The 16,481-nt window shown below is 69.2% G+C and carries 15 protein-coding genes; 10 read left to right on the forward strand and 5 right to left on the reverse strand.

Annotation, left to right across the window (positions count from 1 at the left end; genetic code table 11):
- Positions 1 to 99 precede the first annotated feature (99 nt).
- The 4 genes from ABZ824_RS01880 (at position 100) to ABZ824_RS01895 (ending at position 4,268) form a co-directional block, all read left to right on the forward strand.
- Complete coding sequence (locus ABZ824_RS01880; RefSeq protein WP_356962416.1) at positions 100 to 870, forward strand: NUDIX hydrolase; 771 nt, start codon at positions 100 to 102, stop codon at positions 868 to 870.
- A 245-nt stretch (positions 871 to 1,115) separates the two neighbouring features.
- Positions 1,116 to 1,892: an enoyl-CoA hydratase-related protein gene (locus ABZ824_RS01885; RefSeq protein ID WP_355078767.1), complete on the forward strand. Its 777-nt coding sequence runs from the start codon at positions 1,116 to 1,118 to the stop codon at positions 1,890 to 1,892.
- 37 nt (positions 1,893 to 1,929) lie between these two features.
- A complete protein-coding gene (locus tag ABZ824_RS01890; RefSeq protein WP_355078768.1) occupies positions 1,930 to 2,907 on the forward strand; it encodes a class I SAM-dependent methyltransferase in 978 nt (325 codons plus the stop codon).
- 197 nt (positions 2,908 to 3,104) lie between these two features.
- Positions 3,105 to 4,268, forward strand: a complete 1,164-nt coding sequence (locus tag ABZ824_RS01895) for a class I SAM-dependent methyltransferase (RefSeq protein WP_356961107.1) — start codon at positions 3,105 to 3,107, stop codon at positions 4,266 to 4,268.
- Between the two features lie 262 nt (positions 4,269 to 4,530).
- Here ABZ824_RS01895 and ABZ824_RS01900 read toward each other — a convergent pair whose 3' ends face one another.
- Entirely contained in the window at positions 4,531 to 5,829 is a 1,299-nt protein-coding gene (locus ABZ824_RS01900; RefSeq protein ID WP_356961108.1) for a PQQ-binding-like beta-propeller repeat protein, read from the reverse strand.
- Positions 5,830 to 6,061: 232 nt separating this feature from the next.
- Between ABZ824_RS01900 and ABZ824_RS01905 the strand changes: the two genes are divergently transcribed.
- Positions 6,062 to 6,811, forward strand: a complete 750-nt coding sequence (locus ABZ824_RS01905; protein WP_355078771.1) for an acyltransferase — start codon at positions 6,062 to 6,064, stop codon at positions 6,809 to 6,811.
- Positions 6,812 to 6,844: 33 nt separating this feature from the next.
- Entirely contained in the window at positions 6,845 to 7,390 is a 546-nt protein-coding gene (locus ABZ824_RS01910; RefSeq protein ID WP_355078772.1) for a DUF1697 domain-containing protein, read from the forward strand.
- Between the two features lie 4 nt (positions 7,391 to 7,394).
- Here the strand turns inward: ABZ824_RS01910 and ABZ824_RS01915 are convergent, their stop codons facing one another.
- From ABZ824_RS01915 to ABZ824_RS01925, 3 genes are read right to left on the reverse strand one after another with little or no spacing between them, the layout of a single operon-like run.
- Positions 7,395 to 8,648: a glycosyltransferase family 4 protein gene (locus ABZ824_RS01915; RefSeq protein WP_356961110.1), complete on the reverse strand. Its 1,254-nt coding sequence runs from the start codon at positions 8,646 to 8,648 to the stop codon at positions 7,395 to 7,397.
- Positions 8,645 to 10,312, reverse strand: coding sequence for a glycoside hydrolase family 57 protein (locus tag ABZ824_RS01920; protein ID WP_356961111.1), 1,668 nt, complete (start codon positions 10,310 to 10,312; stop codon positions 8,645 to 8,647). The genes ABZ824_RS01915 and ABZ824_RS01920 overlap by 4 nt, the downstream gene beginning before the upstream one ends.
- Positions 10,309 to 11,127 carry a methyltransferase domain-containing protein gene (locus ABZ824_RS01925; RefSeq protein WP_356961113.1) on the reverse strand — a complete coding sequence of 273 codons (819 nt, stop codon included), beginning with the start codon at positions 11,125 to 11,127 and terminating at the stop codon, positions 10,309 to 10,311. The genes ABZ824_RS01920 and ABZ824_RS01925 overlap by 4 nt, the downstream gene beginning before the upstream one ends.
- Positions 11,128 to 11,389: 262 nt before the next feature.
- Between ABZ824_RS01925 and ABZ824_RS01930 the strand changes: the two genes are divergently transcribed.
- The 4 genes from ABZ824_RS01930 (at position 11,390) to ABZ824_RS01945 (ending at position 15,262) form a co-directional block, all read left to right on the forward strand.
- Positions 11,390 to 12,175, forward strand: a complete 786-nt coding sequence (locus tag ABZ824_RS01930) for an electron transfer flavoprotein subunit beta/FixA family protein (protein WP_355078775.1) — start codon at positions 11,390 to 11,392, stop codon at positions 12,173 to 12,175.
- Between the two features lie 36 nt (positions 12,176 to 12,211).
- Positions 12,212 to 13,168: an electron transfer flavoprotein subunit alpha/FixB family protein gene (locus ABZ824_RS01935; RefSeq protein ID WP_355078776.1), complete on the forward strand. Its 957-nt coding sequence runs from the start codon at positions 12,212 to 12,214 to the stop codon at positions 13,166 to 13,168.
- Positions 13,169 to 13,410: 242 nt separating this feature from the next.
- Entirely contained in the window at positions 13,411 to 13,632 is a 222-nt protein-coding gene (locus tag ABZ824_RS01940; RefSeq protein WP_356961115.1) for a hypothetical protein, read from the forward strand.
- A 574-nt stretch (positions 13,633 to 14,206) separates the two neighbouring features.
- Complete coding sequence (locus tag ABZ824_RS01945; protein WP_356961116.1) at positions 14,207 to 15,262, forward strand: cobalamin-independent methionine synthase II family protein; 1,056 nt, start codon at positions 14,207 to 14,209, stop codon at positions 15,260 to 15,262.
- A 270-nt stretch (positions 15,263 to 15,532) separates the two neighbouring features.
- On the opposite strand, the gene ABZ824_RS01950 is transcribed toward ABZ824_RS01945, so the two are convergent.
- Positions 15,533 to 16,390, reverse strand: coding sequence for a LysR family transcriptional regulator (locus ABZ824_RS01950; RefSeq protein WP_355078783.1), 858 nt, complete (start codon positions 16,388 to 16,390; stop codon positions 15,533 to 15,535).
- Positions 16,391 to 16,481 lie beyond the last annotated feature (91 nt).

Consider the following 16,481-nt stretch of genomic DNA (forward strand, 5'->3'; position numbering starts at 1 on the left):
ACTTCCGACTGCACCTATTAAGGTGCAAGGGTGAGTGAGACAGTAGCGCAGGCAGACTCTCAGCAACCCGAACCGCCGCTCAAGGACGCGTCCACGGTGATGCTGGTGCGCGACGGAGCCGACGGGCCCGAGATCTTCCTGCAGCGCAGGGTCGGCGCGATGGCCTTCGCCGCGGGCATGACCGTGTTCCCCGGCGGCGGCGTCGACCCGTCCGACGGAACCGCCGACATCGCCTGGGCCGGTCCCGAACCCGCATGGTGGGCCGAACAATTCGCGACCAGCGAAACCAGGGCGAAGGCGCTGGTCTGCGCTGCCGTCCGGGAGACGTTCGAGGAGTGCGGCGTGCTATTGGCCGGGCCGACCGCCGACAGCGTCGTCTCCGACACCACCGATTACCACGAGGCTCGCGCAAGGCTCGAGCGCAGGGAACTGTCGCTGGCGTCCTTCCTCGCGGAGGAGAAGCTGGTGCTGCGCGCCGACCTGCTGCGGCCGTGGGCGAACTGGATCACGCCGGTCATCGAGCCGCGTCGCTACGACACTCGCTTCTTCGTCGCGGTGCTGCCGCAGGGGCAGCTCGCCGACGGCGCCACCTCCGAGGCGGCGGAGGTGCAGTGGCGCACCCCCGCCGAGGCGCTGGCACGGTGGCGCTCGGGAGCAGACGTCCTGCTGCCACCGACTTGGTCGCAGCTGATCGCGCTCGGCGAATTCGGCTCCACCGCCGACATCCTCGCCGCGCGGCGGACTATCGATCCGATCATGCCGGTGCTGGCCGATCTGGACGGCAAACAGCTGCTGTCCTTCCCGGACAACCGACGCTATTTCGCCGATCTCCCCGATGCCGGGCGGCTCAAGGGCTCGACGCGCCCGTGACCGTTCGGGCGCTCCCCGCCTGAGCGGGCTTTCCGGCCATGCTGCGGTGCCTGCCGGCCGTGCACAGGTCTGCCGTGCGGGCTTGCCCGGTGGTTGGTAGGGCACCGGCGAGGGGTGTGCCGCCTGCCGGGTCCGACCGCTCGCGCTGTGCCTCCTGTCCGCATCGGCGGACCCTCGCGCTGACATCGTGCCGCGTTCCCAGGGCCCACCGCTCACGCCGGTCAGCACCCGGTAGCGTGCGTCCCATGGCCGAATTCGTGACCCTGGAGCTGACCGAAGGCGATGCCGCACGGCGCGTGGCCGTCCTCCGGATCGCCCGCCCGCCGATGAACCTGCTGAACCTGCAGCTGGCGCGGGAGCTGGCCGAGGCGGCGGACGCCGTCGCGGCGGACCAGGGTGTCGCCGCGGTGGTGGTGTACGGCGACGAACGAGTGTTCTCGGCGGGCGACGACGTGGCCGAACTGTTCGGGCTCGGCAGCGCCCAGGCCGCCGCCATGGCGGCCGACCTGCAGCACGCCCTTGGCTGTCTGGCCCGGATTCCGCAACCCACCGTCGCGGCGATCAGCGGTTACTGCCTCGGCGGCGGGCTGGAGTTGGCTCTGGGAGCGGACCGCCGCATCATCGGTGACAACGTCAAATTGGGCCTGCCGCAGATCGAGACGGGATTGATCCCGCTCGCGGGCATCCGGCGCCTGTCCCTGCTGATCGGGCCGGGCGCGGCCAAGGACCTCGTCTACACCGGTCGTTTCGTCGAACCGGACGAGGCGAAGGCGCTCGGCCTCGTCGACGAAGTCGTCGCGCCGGACGACGTGTACACCGCCGCGATGCGGTGGGCGCGCCAGTTCGCCGACGGTCCCGCCCGCGCGCTGGCCGCCGCGAAAGCGGTTTTCGAAGCCGGTCCGCACGGCCTCGATCGCGCCCGCGGCGAGTGGTCGGCCCTGTTCACGACGGAAGATCGCCTGATAGGAACAGGTTCTTATCTGGCCAACGGTCCAGGGTCGGCCGAATTCGTGGGCCGATAGCAGGCGTCAACTGCGGATTTGGGTAGGCTTGCCGACCATGACGGTACGTCCCGACGACCCCGCGCCGAACCCGCACGCCACCGAGGCAGAGGTCGAAGCAGCGCTCAAGGATACGAAGCTGGCCCAGGTGCTCTACCACGACTGGGAAGCCGAGACCTATGACGACAAATGGTCCATTTCCTATGACGAGCGCTGTATCGAATACGCGCGCGGCCGGTTCGACTTGGCTGTCGGCCCCGCGCCGCTGCCCTACGGCAAGGCGCTCGAACTGGGCTGCGGTACCGGATTCTTCCTGCTGAACCTGATGCAGGCGGGCGTGGCGAAATCGGGCTCGGTCACCGACCTGTCGCCGGGCATGGTGAAGGTGGCGCTGCGCAACGCGCAGAACCTCGGACTGGACGTGGACGGCCGGGTCGCCGACGCGGAGACCATCCCCTACGACGACGACACCTTCGATCTGGTGGTCGGCCACGCGGTGCTGCACCACATCCCCGACGTCGAGCTGGCGCTCAAGGAGTGCCTGCGCGTGCTGAAGCCGGGCGGCCGCTTCGTGTTCGCCGGTGAGCCGACCACGGTCGGCAACTTCTACGCCCGCTGGCTGGGCCGCATCACGTGGAAGGCCACCACCACGGTGACCAAGCTGCCGATGCTCAGCGACTGGCGGCGTCCGCAGGAGGAGCTGGACGAGTCCTCGCGCGCGGCGGCCCTCGAGGCCGTCGTCGACCTGCACACCTTCGATCCGCGCGCCCTGGAGTCGATGGCTCGCTCGGCGGGCGCCGTCGAGGTGGCGGCCAAGACCGAGGAGTTCGCGGCCGCCCTGTGGGGCTGGCCCGTGCGCACCTTCGAGGCCGCGGTCCCCGCCGAGAAGCTCACCTGGCGCTACCGGATGGCGATGTACCGCGCCTGGCTGGGCCTGAGCTGGGTGGACGAAAACGTCATGCGCCGAGTCGTCCCGCGCCAGTTCTTCTACAACGCCATGATCACCGGCGTGAAGCCCACCTCCGCCGGAAAGTAGTGGCGCGCGATATCTGTCGCGACCGCATCGCTCATCGCGGCAGCACCATCGGGGCTGCCGCGGTGGGGTGTACCCGAGCCCATGTCGCCGCGCCGGTTCGAATGCCGTGACCGGGCTCGGTCTTCCATGATCCGAACCGGCACGATCACGATCGCCGGAATCAGGCGGGTCGACTCGATCCCGATGCGGGACCGATAGTGGGCTATCTCTTCACCCGCGCCGACGTCGGGTACCTGGGTAGCGCGACCGGTCGGGCCGCACTGGCCGATGTTGATCGCCTGGCGCTGACGTCCGTGTCCCTGCTGAAGGATCTCGAGCAGGTGCGCGGCGCCTATGGTGACCGCGCCGCGGCGCTGGTCGAGACGGTCCGGTTGCGCCGCCGCGCCACGGCCAAACTGGCCGACGCGGGGGAGTGGTTGTTCACCGACGACGCCTTGCAGCAGGCGACCCCGACCGCCGTCGCCAGGCACCGGGCCACGCGCCTGGCCGGGCGGGCGGTGCACGACGTGACCTGCTCGATCGGCGCGGAGCTGGCGGCCCTGGCGCCGCACTGTCCCGCCGTGCTCGGCAGCGATCTGGACGACGTACGGTTGGCGATGGCGTCCCGCAATCTGTCCGGTCATCGGAATGTCTTGCTGGCCAAGGCGGATGCGCTGACACCGTGCAGCGTCGACACCGTCGTGACCGCCGACCCGGCCCGGCGCGCCGACGGCCGCCGCACCCACGACCCGGCCAAACTGCAACCGCCACTGCCGGATCTGCTCGACGCCTATCGTGGGCGCGATCTCGCCGTGAAGTGCGCTCCCGGTTTGGATTTCGACCGCCTCGGCTGGCCCGGCGAGGTGGAGGTGGTGTCGCTCGACGGCTCCGTGCGCGAGGCGTGCCTCTGGTCGTCGGGACTCACCGAGCCCGGCGTCACCCGTCGTGCCACGGTGCTCTCCTCCAAGGCCGCCGCCTGGACTATCACCGACGCCGAACCCGACGTCATCGACGAGCGCCCGCCGGGGCAGTGGATCGTCGACCCGGACGGCGCGGTCGTGCGCGCCGGTCTCGTCCGCCACTACGCCGCGAAACACGGCTTGTGGCAACTCGATCCCCGCATCGCCTATCTCACCGGCGATACCGTGCCCGAGGGAGTACGTGGCTTCCGCGTCCTCGACCGCATGGACTTCCGCGAGAAGGCCCTCCGCGCCGAACTGCATCGCCGTGACTGCGGACCCCTCGAAATCCTCGCCCGGGGTGTCGACATCGACCCCGATGCCCTCCGTTCGCGCCTCAAACTCCGTGGCAGTCAACCGCATACGCTGGTGATCACTCGCATAGGCCGTAGCGCGACGGTCTTCCTCTGTGTCACCCCGTGACCATCCGGGGCGAATCGTGCCCTACGCCGGAAGTCCCGCGACGACGAGCCGTGCGGCGTCGGCCACCTTGGTCCGTCGGCTGTGCGGGCAGATCGCTGCCGAAGATCGGCGACTCTACCGGCCGCGCCCACCGGCCGCGTCGCCCGCGCGGATCAACCCCGCGTCTGCACTGCGGGCCCGGTATCCGAAACGAGTCTGCCCGGCTGGTATTCGCGCGCGGGCCGCTCCGGCGGGCACCGCAGCCGGACCTCGCGACCGGGCGCTACTCCGGTGTGAACGCGAAGATCTCGCCGATGCGGGTGGCGACCACGACCTCACCCTTCGCGCCGACCGACGTACCGGTGGTCGTACCCTTCGCGCCCGGGAGGACGTCGGAATCGATGGTGGTTCCGGTCCGCGTGTCGAAGGTGACGAGGTTCAGGCCGTCGCCGATCGCCGCGGTGACGTAGCCGGTGTCGCCCGCAGTCTGCGCCGCAGGGCCGCGCAGCGCCAGATCCTTACGTTCCCAAACCGTCTCGACACTGTCGCCGTTGTCCCGCAGTGCGAGCAGGTAGCCTTCCTCGCCCGACGGGATGATCAGGCCGTCGTCGGACACCGAGATGCCGCCGCGCGGCGTCCAATCCAGCCGGTGCACCCACTTGGTCCGCCCGTCAACGGTGTCGAGCGCGATCAGGCGGTTGTTGTTGTCGCCGACGTAGACGGTGCCGCCGTCGGCGGACAGGGCCGGACTGGTCGCGCTGCCACCGAGCAACAACTCGGCGCTCCACTCCCGCGCGACCTTCGCGCCGGTGTAGCGCAGCGCGACGAGGGACGCGGCAGGCCGCCCCGGCTGCCACAACGTCACGTAGAAACGGCCACTGGCGGCGTCGATGGGGGAGATGTTCGCGACCGGGCAGTGCGGCCCTCCGGTGGCGCAGTCGTCCAGTCCCTGTCCCGCGTCCGGCCAGCCGAGGCCCGCGTGCGCGAGGAAGTCCGGTTCGCCGAGCAACTGCACGCTCGGAACCGCCCGGTCCCCGGTCTGCCTGGACAGCACGTCGACCTGACCGGACTGGCTGATCGTCAGCAGTTTGCCGTCCCCGGTGAACTGCACCGAGACCGGCGTCCCGGCCACGGGCGTCGCCCACCGCGGCTGCCCCAGGTAGTTGAAGGAGATCACCCTGCTGTCGTCGCCGATATAGACATTGGACATCCAGTCGACCGCCGACGGCGAGGAGATCGCGCTCGGGCCGAGGGCGTTGCAGAACCGCTTGCGGCCGGTGGCCATCTGGAAGGAGAAGATCGAGCAGTTCGCCAGACGCGTGGTGACGAACAGTTGGCCGTCGGGCCCCAGCGTGATCGGCTGGGCGATCGGTCCGCCGACCGGCCGCTGCCAGCTCAGTCCGAGCTTCCGCGACCCGGTGACCGGAGCGGCGCCGCTGTTGCGGCCGTCGTGGTAGGCGGCGGTCCAGCCCTTGCCGGTGCCGACGGTGATGTCGTCGTAGTCGGTGCCGCAACCGGCCAGCGTCAGCGCGCCGACCGCGGCCAGCACGACCGCGGCGCGTTTCCGGGACGGTCGCCACATGGAAGTAGCCAGTACGCCGCCGCTTCGCACCTGCCGTACTCCTGTCGTCGTTGGCTCGCACCCGCGCCCTGTCCGGCGCAGGAGTCACTGTACGGGAGGCCTTTGCGCGGGTGAACGAGTCCCGGCGTTGTCGTAGCGGGTCCTCGTCGCGATGCTCGCCACGGGCGATAGGCTCTATCCGTCGCCGCCGAGGCGGGCGACGGCCGGTAGGACCACGACAGGAGAACCGTTCGTGACGAGCATGTGGGGCGCACCGTTGCGCTCGCGCTGGCGGGGATCGCGCCGCCGGGATCCGCAGCAGGCGCGTTTTCTGACGCGGGCGTCGCTGCGCTGGGTGCTCGCGAACCGGGCGTACACGCCCTGGTATCTGGTGCGTTACTACCGGCTGTTCAAGTTCCGCCTGGCCAACCCGCACATCGTGCTGCGCGGCATGGTCTTCCTCGGGCGCCGCGTCGAGATCCACGCCACGCCGGAACTGAGCCGCATGGAGATCGGCCGCTGGGTGCACATCGGCGACGGCAACGCGATCCGTTGCCACGAGGGTTCGCTGCGCATCGGTGACAAGGTGGTGTTCGGCAAGGACAACGTGGTCAACACCTACCTCGACATCGAGATCGGGGAATCGACCCTGGTCGCCGACTGGTGCTACATCTGCGACTTCGACCACAAGATGGACGACATCAACGTGCCGATCAAAGACCAGGGCATCGTGAAGAGCCCGGTGCGCATCGGCCCCGACACCTGGATCGCGGCCAAGGTGACCGTGCTGCGCGACACCCGCGTCGGGCGCGGCTGCGTGCTCGGCGCGCACGCCGTGGTCAAGGGCGAGATCCCGGACTTCAGCATCGCCGTCGGCGCGCCGGCCAAGGTGGTCAAGAACCGCAAGGCGGCCTGGGAGGCGGGCGCCGAGCAGCGCGCCGAATACCTTGCCGCGCTGGAGGACATCGCGCGCAAGAAGAACGGTGCCGCGCAGAACGCCTGAGAGTTCGTCGGTGCGGGCGGGTAGGTTCGCGCTATGACTGCCTACGCCGCCCTGTTGCGCGGGATCATGCCGAGCAATCCGAACATGAGCAACGCGAAGTTGCGCGCGGTGTTCGAATCGCTCGGATTCGAGGGCGTCGGTTCGGTGCTGACCAGCGGCAACATCGTGTTCCGCAGCGCGGAGACCGACGTGCCCGCGCTCGAGGAGCGTATCCAGCAGGCGCTGGTCCAGGAATTGGGCATCGGCGGCGGCACGATCATCCGCAGCCACGACGAACTGCGCGCGTTGCTGGACACCGACCCTTTCCACGGCCTGACCCACGGACGCGGCACGTATCTGATCGCCACGTTCCTCAAGGACACGGCCGAGCCTCCGGCAACCCTGCCCGAGCGGCCGGACCCGCTCACCCGGGTCGTGGGCTACGACGAGGCGGCCCGTGCCTTCCTCGCGGTCATCGACAACAGTCAGCCGGGCAAGACGCCCGACTTCATGGCCTGGCTGGAGAAGACATACGGCAAGGACATCACCACCCGCACCTGGCTCACGATCGAGCGCGTCGTCAAGAAACTGGCGGCTTAGCGGGCTACTTCGGATCGCGTTCCGGCAGCGGGCGTTCCACGATGGACGGGCGGCCCAACGGGTTGCGCACCCGCCGCTTGGCCGAGTGGTACACCTGAGCGGTCTCGGCGGCCACCACGTCCCAGGCGAAGTCGGCGGTGAGCCGTTCCCGGGCGGCGTAGGCGCGCTGCTGCGCGGCGGCGGGGTCGTCGAGGGTGGCGCGGACCGCCTCGACCAATCCGTCGACGTCGGCGGGCGCGAAGGAGGCGCCGGTGACGCCGTCGATCACGGCCTCGCCCAGGCCGCCCGCCGTCGAGGTGATCAGCGGGGTGCCCGCCGCGGCCGCCTCCAGCGCGACGATGCCGAACGGTTCGTATCGGCTCGGCAGCACGATCGCGTCGGCGCCGTGCAGCCAGCCGAGCAGTTCCGCGTGCTCGAGCTGACCGGCGAAGTTCACCGCGCGGGCGACGCGGTGCACCCGGGCGCGCTCGCGCAACCACTCGAACTGGGTGCCGATGCCCGCGACGGTCAGGGTGGTGCCGGGGTGGGCGCGGCGGATGCGCGGCAGCGCGGCGATCGCGTCCTGCACGCCCTTCTCGTACTCGAGCCTGCCCACGTACAGCAGCCGGGGCGGACCGCTGCGCGGCGCGCGCGGGCGGAAAGTCCACGCGCCCACGTCGATGCCGTTGCGGATCACCGTCATCGGGATCCGCTCCGGACCGTAGAGCCGCTCGACTTCGTCCTGCATGGACGACGAGCAGGTGATCAGCGCGTCGGACTCGTTGGCGAGCCACCACTCCACCGAGTGCACCTGCTTGTTGACCTTGCCCGCGACCCAGCCGCTGTGCCGCCCGGCCTCGGTGGCGTGGATGGTCGACACCAGCGGCACGTCGTAGTACTCGGCCAGGGCGATGCCGGGGTGGGCGACCAGCCAGTCGTGCGCGTGCACCACGTCCGGCGTCCAGCCGTCGCCGATGCCAGGCTTCCCGAGCGCGACGCCCGCGCGCACCATGGCGTGGCCCATGGCCAGCGTCCAGGCGAGCATGTCCTCGCCGAAGTCGAACACCGGCGGGTCCTCGGCGACCGCGACCACCAGCACGCCTTCGGCGATGTAGGAGTGCGTGGGATGGGTGGAGGCGTCGGTGCCGGAGGGGCGCCGGGACAGGACGACCACCTCGTGGCCGGCCGCGGCGAGTTCGACGGCGAGGTGATGCACGTGCCTACCCAGCCCGCCGACCACGACGGGTGGGTACTCCCACGACACCATCAAAATCTTCATGCAAGTCCTTCTGCGGCCGAGCCCGGGTCCGCCGGAACCGGCCCGTGGTCCGTGGTGGCGGAGTCCGGGCCTGGTTCGGCGGCGGATACTGCCCCGGTGGCGCTGGGTACGGACCCCGCGGAGGTGAGTCGTCGCGCGTCCACGCCGGGGAAGAGTCCGTCAGCTGCCCCCCATCCTGCCGCCAACTGCCGTGCTTTCGCGAGTTGGCCCGCCCCGACGGCCGCGGCGATTTCCCGGACGGCGTGGGCGTGGCGGTGCGCGCGGTCGCGCGCGTACCCCGCGGCGGAGTCCTTGCTGACCATGAACGCCCAGTCGCTGGAGACGGTCAGGATCGCTTCGCGCAGCAGTTGATCGGCGACGTGATCGCGGAGTCCGGGTGCGCCGCCCTGGGCGGCGCGCATCTTGTCGACGGTGTCCAGGGTCAGCCGCACGATGTCGTCGTTGAGCTCGACCAGGTCGCGCACCTGTTCGCCCGCCCACACCCGCCAGTCCTTGCCCGAACCCCAGGACGAGTCGGCCAGTGGCACCGGTTCGCCCAGGTAGCCGCGCGCTCGGGCGTCGGCGAGGGTGCCCACGGTGACGCCCGCCTCCGGCAGCGCCCGCAGTACCTGCGCCAGCCACTGCGGGCCCTCGTGCCACCAGTGGCCGAACAGTTCGGTGTCGAACGCGGCGACGACCAGGGCGGGCCTGCCGATCCGCTCGGACTCGGAGATCAACCGCTCGCGCACCGTCCGCACGAAGTCGTCCACATCCCGGACGACGGCCGCGGCGGCGAGTTCCGGATCGTAGGGAGCCTTGTCCGGGCCCGCGACGGTCTTGCCGGTTACCCGCGCGGGTTTGAGACCTGTGGCGTGGTCATAGTGATGAAAGTCACGATAGGCGCCGTGGCCGGGATAGCCGGATTTCGGTGACCACACGCGGTAACTCACCTGCAAATCGCGCCCGAACGCGACCACGTCGGAATCCCGGACCGGTCGGCCGAGCGTGGTATCGCCACGCAGCGCGGGGCCGTCGACCATGAAATGCGTCACACCCGCGGCGGCGTAGCCGACCTCCATGCCGGGGGTGTAGCCGCATTCCGGCGCCCAGATGCCGGTCGGTGTGTGGCCCCAGCGGTGTCGCGCGTCGGCCAGGCCCTCGGTGAGCTGGAACTGGCGCAGCCGTGGGTCCAGCAGCGGCTGGAACGGGTGGGCCAGCGGGCCGCCGAGCAGTTCGATGGCCTCCGCGTCGACGAGCGCGCGCCAGACCGGCGCGGCGCCGTGCCGCCAGTACTGCTCGAACTCGGCCAGGGCGGCGGCGGCCAGGCGGTGTTCGTGCCTGCCCAGCGCGACATTGCCCGCCATGGCGGCTTCGTCGGCGCGCAGCTGCCAGTTGCCCAGCCAGTGGTGCATGCCCGCCAGGCAGTGCGGGTCGTCCAGCTGGGCCGCGAGTACCGGTGTGATACCGAGGCTGAGCAGATGCGAACGGCCTTCGGCCGCAAGGGTTCGCAACACTTCGACGACGGGCAGGTAGGAGGCGGCCCAGGACTGGTAGAGCCATTCCTCGCCGACCGGCCAGCGACCGTGATGTGCCAGCCAGGGCAGGTGGGAGTGCAGGACCAAGGTGAACTGGCCCGGCACGGGACTTGCCGCGTGCCCGCCGGGCACGGTACCGCGATCGGTCAAGGCTTCACCGCGATGGCGATCAGATCCAGGCTCGCGTCGATGTTCGCGGCCAGCAACTCGAAATCGGCCACCGTGACGCTCGCGACGTCCGCGGTGAGTTCCGCGGGCCAGGGTTCCCCGGCCAGCGCGCGTTCGATCTGCGCGTCGATGAACGACCCGCCGTGCTTGGCGTCCAACGCTTTCAGGCCGGGCCCGTGGTGCACGCCGATCATCTCCGACACCTCGAATCCGGCCTCGACCAGCAATTCGGTCAGCTCGGCCGCGTTGAGTTCCCTCGTGTGGAACGGGTTGAGCGGAGTGTCGCGACCGGGCGAGAAGGTGATCCGGTTGGGGGTGCTGATCAGCAGCTCACCGCCGGGACGAAGCACGCGCAGGCATTCGCGCAGGAACTGGGCCTGGTCCCAAAGGTGCTCGATCACTTGGAAGTTCACCACGACGTCGACCGAGGCGTCCTCCAGCGGCAGCTCGGCGAGGTTGCCGTGGAGCATCTCCACGCGGGGGTAGCGCACGCGCACGTGTTCGACGGCGCCGGTGTCGTAGTCGACGCCGATCACCTTGGTGGCCACGCCGGCGATCATGTCGGCGCCGTAGCCCTCGCCGGAGCCCGCTTCCAGCACGGTCTTTCCGGCGCAACGGTCCAGCAGCCGGGCGTAGGCGATCTCGTGCCTGCGGAACCAGTAGTTCTCCTCGGCGATGCCCGGAACGGTGCGCTCGCCGGTCAGCGGCAGTGGTTCGACGGCGCCGGTGCTCGTCTCGGATGCCACGGTGATGCCGGACGGGTCGTCCACTGCGGCAGGGATCACAGCCTCGCTCATCACTCCGACGTTACTGGCACGGCATCCGCGGGGCATACCCCACCCGGCCGCCCCGGAGTGCGGCTTCGCTCGCCGGGAAAGGGGTCGCCGGAACCGCGCACTGTAGTGCGTGGTAACCAATTGTGAGAGAGAAGCCACTAAGTTACCCACGGGTAACTTAACGTAAGGTAATGTCACGGCCTGAGCCACCCACCGGGGCGTACGGCGCAGTTCGTGCGACCACCACATACGTGTAACCAGAACAGGAGGTCGACGAAGACCGATGCCGAACATCGTCGTACTCATCAAGCAGGTTCCCGACACCTGGTCCGAGCGCAAGCTCACCGATGGTGACTTCACGCTCGATCGCGAGGCCGCCGACGCTGTCCTCGACGAGATCAACGAGCGCGCCGTCGAAGAGGCGCTGCTGATCAAGGAGGCCCAGGGCGGTGAGGTCACCGTGCTGGCAGCCGGTCCCGACCGCGCCACCGAGGCCATCCGCAAGGCGCTGTCCATGGGCGCCGACAAGGCCATCCACATCAACGACCCGGCCATCCACGGCTCCGACGCCGTGCAGACGGCGTGGGTGCTGGCGAGTGCGCTCGGTCAGGTCGAGGGTGTCGAGCTGGTCATCGCGGGCAACGAGGCCACCGACGGCCGCGCGGGCGCGGTGCCCGCGATCATCGCCGAGTACCTCGGCCTGCCGCAGCTGACGCACCTGCGCAAGCTGGTAGTCGACGGCGACAAGATCACCGGTGAGCGCGAGACCGACGAGGGCGTGTTCAAGCTGGAGGCCTCGCTGCCCGCCATCGTCAGCGTCACCGAGAAGATCAACGAGCCGCGTTTCCCGTCCTTCAAGGGCATCATGGCCGCGAAGAAGAAGGAAGTGCAGACCTTCACGCTGGCCGACCTGGGCGTCGACCCCTCGACCGTGGGCGTCGCGAACGCGGGTTCCGCCGTCACCGCCGCCACGCCGAAGCCTCCGCGCACCGCGGGCGAGAAGATCGCCGACGAAGGCGACGGCGGCACCAAGATCGCCCAGTACCTGATCGGCCAGAAGATCATCTGATCTCGGTAGCGCTGCAGACTTCCTAGGAGAGAACACATGGCTGAAGTACTCGTGCTCGTCGAGCACGCCGAGGGTGCGATCAAGAAGGTCAGCACCGAACTGCTCACCGCCGCTCGCGCCCTTGGCGAGCCCGCCGCCGTCGTGCTCGGCACGGCGGGCACCGGCGAGAAGCTGGCCGACGCGCTGGCCGCCGCGGGCGCCGAGAAGATCTACATCGCCGAGTCCGACGATGTGGAGAACTACCTGGTGACCCCGAAGGTCGACGTGCTGGCTGCGCTGACCGAGTCGGTCTCGCCCGCCGCCGTCATCGTCGCCGCCAGCGCCGAGGGCAAGGAGGTGTCGGGTCGCCTCGCCGCCCGCATCGGCTCCGGCCTGCTGGTCGACGTCATCGACGTGAAGTCCGACGGCACCGCCGTGCACTCCATCTTCGGTGGCGCGTTCACCGTCGACGCCAAGGTCACCGGCGATGTCCCGGTGATCTCGGTCCGCCCGGGCGCCGTCGAGGCCTCCGCGCAGGCCGGCGCAGGCGAGAAGGTGACCGTCGAGGTGCCCGCGCAGGAAGAGGGCGTGGTCAAGGTGACCTCGCGCGAGCCGGTCGTCGGCGGTGACCGCCCGGAACTCACCGAGGCGAGCATCGTGGTCTCCGGTGGCCGCGGCGTCGGTTCCGCCGACAACTTCTCGGTGGTCGAGGCCCTGGCCGACTCGCTCGGCGCGGCCGTGGGCGCGTCGCGCGCCGCCGTCGACTCGGGCTACTACCCGGGCCAGTTCCAGGTCGGCCAGACCGGTAAGACGGTCTCCCCGCAGCTGTACATCGCCCTCGGCATCTCGGGCGCGATCCAGCACCGCGCGGGCATGCAGACCTCGAAGACCATCGTCGCCGTCAACAAGGACGAAGAGGCGCCGATCTTCGAGATCGCCGACTACGGCATCGTGGGCGACCTGTTCAACGTCGCGCCGCAGCTGACCGAAGCGGTCAAGACGCACAAGGGCTGACGCCCTTCGGCCGGTGAAAGGCGGCCCCGACCTTCAGGCCGGGGCCGCCTTTCGCTGATTTGGTCAGCTTGCGGTTCTGGTGCTCGATCCCCAACGCGCCCTTGGGATCACCGGATGGGCCGAGACTGCTCGTGGTCGGCACGGTGGATGACCCCATTCGCCGATCTCACGCGTTGCTTGCTAGTTTCATTGGCGTCAAATCCCCCGAAGGGGGGGAGTCATCGACACTAGGGGATTCAGAAGTGAAGAAGACGGTTACGGGACTGCTGATGGGCGCGCTGGCCACGGGGGCACTGATCGCCTTGGCGCCTGCGGCGCAGGCAGAGGTGTATCCGAACGAAAAGGAATGCCTGGCCGCCGCGAAGCGAGAGGAGGCGCGGCGCGTTTCCGAGGGTGACATCAACGTCCCCCATTACAGCTGCAAGGCCGTAGGAAACGGATGGCGAGTGGGCATCTTCCGCTGATCGGAGTGGTGAGGGCGGGCTGACCTGGTCCGCACCACCCTCGCCGGACGATCTGCCGCACAACCCCAGGGCCACCGCGTCGATTGCTGCGCGGTGGTCCTGTTCCGTTTTCGACCACCGCCGAGAATACTTGCCTCCGGCCACCGGAACTCTCGTGTGAGACCGATGATGGCCTGTCGAGAGGCTGCGAGGCAGGCCGGTTCGGCGGCGGCCGACTGGCAATTCGAGTCTCGCGATCCACCACTTGCGACTGTGACCTGATCCAACTGGTCGAGCGAATAGCCGCCGCGCGGCCGACATGTTGTTCGTGCGCCTCGCAAGGAAACGAGAGAACTGCCGCCGGGTTCGAGCGACTCCGCCGAGGCGCTGGTCGGCTCGAACCGTTGTGGCCAATGAGGATGTAGAGGCGCTGATCGTCGAGCGCTTGGTTCGTTGTGCTCGGCCGGGAAAAATCGGCGCGAAATTGGTGCGAACTCTCGAGGCCAGGTGAGCGAAAATCGTGTCCAATGCGAAAGAAATTACGGCGCAGGTGATTTCGCATCGGAGATGCGGGTGGCGGACTTACACTCGGCCGGTGAGCATCCCAACGGAACCGATCGGTAGCATCCCTCGACCTCACGATCTGTTGGCCGCCATGGCCGACGAATCCGGCGACGCCGCCGCGCTCGCCGAACTCCAGCGGAGCGCGGTCGCCGAGACCATCCGCAAGCTGGAAGAACTCGGCTCTCCCGTCGTCACCGACGGCGAGCAGTCCAAGCCGAGTTTCGCCACCTATCCGATTGCCGGGCTGGATAATCTGGCCCCGGACGGGGCGATCATCCCGTTCGCCGACGGACACCAGAGACAGCTGCCCCGGCTGGCCTCCGGTCCGTTCCGCTATGCCGCGCACGCGGCGGACTACCTGCGCGACGCGCAGCAGCACGCCACCGTTCCGGTGAAGCAGGCCGTCATCGCGCCATCGGCGCTGAGCCTGCTGTATCCGGCCGACGGGATCGAGGGTTACCCCCGCGAGCAGTTCCTCGCCGACCTCGCCGACGCGGCGGAGGCCGACATCCGCGGCTGCCTGGAGGCAGGCGCGCACCTGGTGCAGCTCGACTTCACCGAGGGGCGGCTGTCGCTCAAGCTGGATCCGAGCGGCGGTGTGCTCGACCAGTTCATCGAGCTGAACAACACAGTGCTCGACCGGTTCTCGGACGAGGAGCGGGCCAGGATCGGCGTGCACACCTGTCCTGGCGGCGACCAGGACTCCACGCACAGCCTGGACGTGGACTACGTCGAATTGCTGCCGAAGCTGCTGCAACTGCGGGTGGGCGCGTTCTACCTCCAGTTCGCCAGCGAACCGGACCCGGAGAAGGTGCTCGCCGTGGTCGCCGAGCACCTGCCCGCCGAGGCGCGGGTGTTCATCGGCGTCACCGACCCGATCGACCCGCAGATCGAGACACCCGAACAGGTCCGCGACCGGGTGCTGCTCGCCGCCCGCTACCTGCCCGTCGAACGGTTGGGCACCTGCGACGATTGCGGCTTCTCTCCGTTCGCCGACGACACCTCTACCTCGCGGGAGACCGCGTTCGCCAAGATCCGTGCGCGTATCGAGGGCACGGCGCTGGCGGCGACGGAATTGGGCGTCTGAATTGCGGTGACTCGCCCCGGTTCAGGCCGGGGCCGGTCCTCTCCGCCGCAGGGGCGGATTGCGGTTGCAAGCTGGTTCAGCCCAGACACGCAGCAGGGTCGTTGCGTTGTAGTGGAATTCGATAGACGCATGTGGAGCGGCCCCGCTCCGGACGGTGCGGGCCGGTCGTTCCGGTTATGTGTGCGAGTTCCCGTCAGGCGGTGAATTCTCCGTCTTGCACGCTGATCCGGACACAGAGGGGAGAGGCGGCGGCTACCCCCGATGCTCGAATCAGCAGCGGTGCAGGGCGGTGAGCAGGGTGTCGAGGATCGGTGAGCGCCGGGCGTCGGCGCGCAGGACCGCCGACACGGGGATGCGCAGCTTGGATTCGGCCAGCCGCAGCACCACCAGACCCTCGGTCGTGCTCTCCGCGTAGAGCACCGTCCACGCCTCGGGCCGGTTGATCAGCTCCATCGTCGCGGTGTGGTCCGGCGGGATGGGCGGGCCGAAGGTGGGGCCGGTAGGCAGTTCGGCGAACGCGTTGCGAATCACCGTGTGTAGCAACACCTGTTCCTGCTCCGGGGGGAGTAACAGGGGGTAGGAGGCCAGATCCGCCAGGGTCACCGTGTCCTTCGTGGCCAGCGGATGCGCGCTGGAGGTGGCGATCACCAGATCCTCGACCCACAGCTGCTCGACCACGAGGCCGGGCTGGTCGACGCGGCCGCGGATCAGGGCCAGATCGCAGTCGCCGTCGGTCACCGCGGTGATGCGCTGACGGAAGGGTTTGATGACGAACTCGATCTCCGCCTCCGGATGCGCGGCGCGCGCTCCCGCGATGGCCGACAGCGAGCGGGTGGCGAAGGACATGTTCGCGGCCAGCCGGATGCGCGGGCCGACCGTCCGCACGGCGGCGCGGATCGCCGACTCCAGACTCAGCATTTGTTTCGCAAGGGGAAGTAGCCGTGCGGTGGCGTCGGTGGGCACGACCGAGCGGGTCGAGCGCTCGAACAGTTGCACGCCGAGGTCGCGCTCGAGCCGGGAGATCTGGTGGCTGATCGCCGACTGCGAGATGAAGCAGCGCGCCGCGGCGCCGCTGAAGCTGAGCTCCTCGCACACCGCGACGAAGTAGGTGAGCTGCCGAAGTTCCACGGCGCCTCCTGATTGATTACGAATCGAGATAAGAGTCATCTTAATTATGCGCCCACACACCTGAAATATCCGCCCTCCGGATCGCGGTTCG

The organism is Nocardia sp. NPDC047038 (genome assembly GCF_040644075.1).
GTDB classification, from domain to species: Bacteria; Actinomycetota; Actinomycetes; order Mycobacteriales; family Mycobacteriaceae; genus Nocardia; species Nocardia sichangensis.

What these genes read in the sequence shown, in the direction of transcription:
- ABZ824_RS01880 (WP_356962416.1), top strand. Translation starts at nt 100, where the DNA reads ATGCTGGTGCGCGACGGAGCCGACGGGCCCGAGATCTTCCTGCAGCGC.
- ABZ824_RS01885 (WP_355078767.1), top strand. Translation starts at nt 1,116, where the DNA reads ATGGCCGAATTCGTGACCCTGGAGCTGACCGAAGGCGATGCCGCACGG.
- ABZ824_RS01890 (WP_355078768.1), top strand. Translation starts at nt 1,930, where the DNA reads ATGACGGTACGTCCCGACGACCCCGCGCCGAACCCGCACGCCACCGAG.
- ABZ824_RS01900 (WP_356961108.1), bottom strand. Translation starts at nt 5,829, where the DNA reads ATGTGGCGACCGTCCCGGAAACGCGCCGCGGTCGTGCTGGCCGCGGTC.
- ABZ824_RS01910 (WP_355078772.1), top strand. Translation starts at nt 6,845, where the DNA reads ATGACTGCCTACGCCGCCCTGTTGCGCGGGATCATGCCGAGCAATCCG.
- ABZ824_RS01915 (WP_356961110.1), bottom strand. Translation starts at nt 8,648, where the DNA reads ATGAAGATTTTGATGGTGTCGTGGGAGTACCCACCCGTCGTGGTCGGC.
- ABZ824_RS01925 (WP_356961113.1), bottom strand. Translation starts at nt 11,127, where the DNA reads ATGAGCGAGGCTGTGATCCCTGCCGCAGTGGACGACCCGTCCGGCATC.
- ABZ824_RS01930 (WP_355078775.1), top strand. Translation starts at nt 11,390, where the DNA reads ATGCCGAACATCGTCGTACTCATCAAGCAGGTTCCCGACACCTGGTCC.
- ABZ824_RS01935 (WP_355078776.1), top strand. Translation starts at nt 12,212, where the DNA reads ATGGCTGAAGTACTCGTGCTCGTCGAGCACGCCGAGGGTGCGATCAAG.